Origin of the sequence: Sulfitobacter sp., assembly GCF_036961165.1 — a bacterium.
GTDB lineage: Bacteria > Pseudomonadota > Alphaproteobacteria > Rhodobacterales > Rhodobacteraceae > Sulfitobacter.
In genome coordinates, this window is the sequence record NZ_JBALVJ010000166.1 from 1 (window position 1) to 2334 (window position 2334).

General features: G+C 51.3%; 2 protein-coding genes. One reads left to right on the top strand and one right to left on the bottom strand.

The features are described 5' to 3' along the window. Positions 1-148: 148 nt before the first annotated feature. Positions 149-1339, bottom strand: a complete 1191-nt coding sequence (locus V7730_RS22565) for a hypothetical protein (RefSeq protein ID WP_335749797.1) — start codon at positions 1337-1339, stop codon at positions 149-151. A 324-nt stretch (positions 1340-1663) separates the two neighbouring features. On the opposite strand from V7730_RS22565, the gene V7730_RS22570 reads away from it, so the two are divergent. Next, positions 1664-2215: a 2OG-Fe(II) oxygenase gene (locus V7730_RS22570; RefSeq protein ID WP_335749798.1), complete on the top strand. Its 552-nt coding sequence runs from the start codon at positions 1664-1666 to the stop codon at positions 2213-2215. The last annotated feature ends 119 nt before the right edge of the window (positions 2216-2334 follow it).

Sequence of the window (2334 nt, forward strand, 5' to 3'; positions counted from 1 at the left end):
CAGATGCATCTTAGCCAAGCCGCAAAACTGTCCTAAAAAGCAGGACCACTTCACCTATCGCTGGTGCTCCGCGCAGCATTTCGGCGGCTAAAAAAGCCTGTGAGCGGGCGAAGCAGGTATTGGTTCTTTAGAAACTAAGGTCCGCCGTTCACTCAACGGGTGCCCCGAACAAAGCGATAGCTCCGCCCAAAACCGCCAGCAAGGCAAAGAAGACAGTCTTTCCTGAATAGCCTCTGTGAGCCGCGCGGATTGAAGCAATGGCCGCTTGTATAGCGTAGTAGAGCGCGAAAGCCCGCGATGCATAGCTGATGATCTCAAAGATGTTGGCTGTCCAAGTCAGAAATATCCCGACGCCGACCAAAAAAGTATAAGCGAGCTTTTCCGTGACGAGGCCTTTGGAGACTTCCGAAATCAAGCCGCCAGAGCCGCTTGTGTCAGCGATTGCGGCGCTGAACTGGGCGCTCAGAGCGGCCACAACAAGAAGCAGGGGCAGGATCGGGGCAACGACTTGCATCAAGTCAATGATCGCAGTCTCATCCAGAGAGAGCGTATCGGAATCGATCGCATAGGTCAGAAGAGCAATATAGAGACAATAAATGCCTGTGGAAATCCACTGAGCCAGCCGCATGGAACGGATGCGCATTGGCGCGTCATAATTTGCGCCAAGATAGCGAGACGTCTCAAATCCCTGAACCGTCACGATCAACCCAGCCATAAGAGCAATGCCAGCCCATCCGGTGACCTGGGGCTGATCGAACTGTAACGCGTCTTTGCCAGTCACCTCGCCGAAATGCACAACAAGGCCAAATATGAGGCCGGCAATTATTGCCAGCTTTAGACCAACAGAAACCTGCTCCATCCGTTCGAGAGCGGAATAGCCGCGCGCCCAGCCAGTGAACAAGATCAACACGAAAACGGCGGTCGTAAGCAGGTTGGCATGAAAGCTGTCGTCGAGGTCTGTGAGGCTGACGCCGAATGCGCCGAACAGGTTTAGATAATAGGCAACCGAAACAATAAATGCGAAGGCGAGCACGACTGACGCGACCGTCTCTAACCAAACAAGCAGAGTGGACGGGGCAGCGTGCGCTTCAATTTCTGCAATGTTGAATCTGATCGCGTTTCCAAACAGATAAGCAATCGTACATAGGCCAATCATCACAAAGGGCGCATAGCCGCCATAACTGACATCAAGTATCGGACCTAAAACCAGAAAACCGCTTCCGATGATCGAAGCCAAGGGCGTGATTGTTGCCCGCCATACAGCCGAATTGGCCACTCGAGGCCAGATCAGCATCGCCCCAAAAAAGACAACGACAGCAAGAATAAGTGCATTAAGCATAAGTCATCAAAATCAGATCGTCGTTGAATGCGCAACAGGGAGAAAATGACCACCAATTGGAATGCAGTCTTCGGTACATGTTGCTGAAATCGCTAGTTCGGGCACGAAGCTGTGTGCCATCAGCTTTTGAAACAGCGCAATACGACCTCCGAAAAGCCGTCCTTGGTCCAGTTTGTCGCACGGGAAGCCAATAGCATTATCTTTCACACTTTGGCGATCGATTCATGTAAGGATTAGTGACCGAGCCGCTACTGCTGACAGGTTGAACGCTACCCAGCCCGTGCTCTGATGAAGTTTCTTTTGAAATTCGAAAATGTGGACGGAATGCTCTCATTACATGCGATGCCCGATGCGTTTACTAAAAGTGAATGTGAACAGATTATCGCGACAATTTCCGAAGCGCAGACCGAGGAAGCTCTCCTCGTTGGTCGCAATAAAGATCACAATCTTCGCAAAGCAGAATTGGTCTGGACAGATGGCGTGACCGGCATGGAATGGGTGATGGAGCGTCTGATCGAACTTGTTCGGAGTTCAAACAGAGACCGTTTTGAATTCGACCTGCGCGAGTTTGCCGAAAGCCCTCAGGTTGCAATCTACAAGTCGTCAGAAAGCGGGCACTTTGCGTGGCACTCCGATATTGGCGGTGGTCCTGCCTCTGGAAAACGAAAGCTCACCCTTGTGCTACAATTGAGCGGTGCTGATACCTATGATGGCGGCAACTTGGAAATTATGCCGGGCGCTCAAATTCTCACCGCCAATCGTGGTCAGGGGTGCGTCAGTATTTTTCCAAGCTTTACACTTCATCAGGTAACACCAGTCAAAAGTGGCATACGTTATTCAATGACTGTTTGGGCGCATGGCCCAGCATTCCGCTGAAACAGCTCTTTGAGGACGTTTTCGATCCTTCCTGTACAGCTGGCTGTATGGCCGGCAAGCATGTACAGAGGTGGTCTCGGGAATTCGGACCAGTAGTTAAGGTGGATCAACTTGTGAAA

Coding starts and splice junctions, on each gene's coding strand:
- V7730_RS22570 (WP_335749798.1), top strand. CDS start 1,664: ATGCTCTCATTACATGCGATGCCCGATGCGTTTACTAAAAGTGAATGT.
- V7730_RS22565 (WP_335749797.1), bottom strand. CDS start 1,339: ATGCTTAATGCACTTATTCTTGCTGTCGTTGTCTTTTTTGGGGCGATG.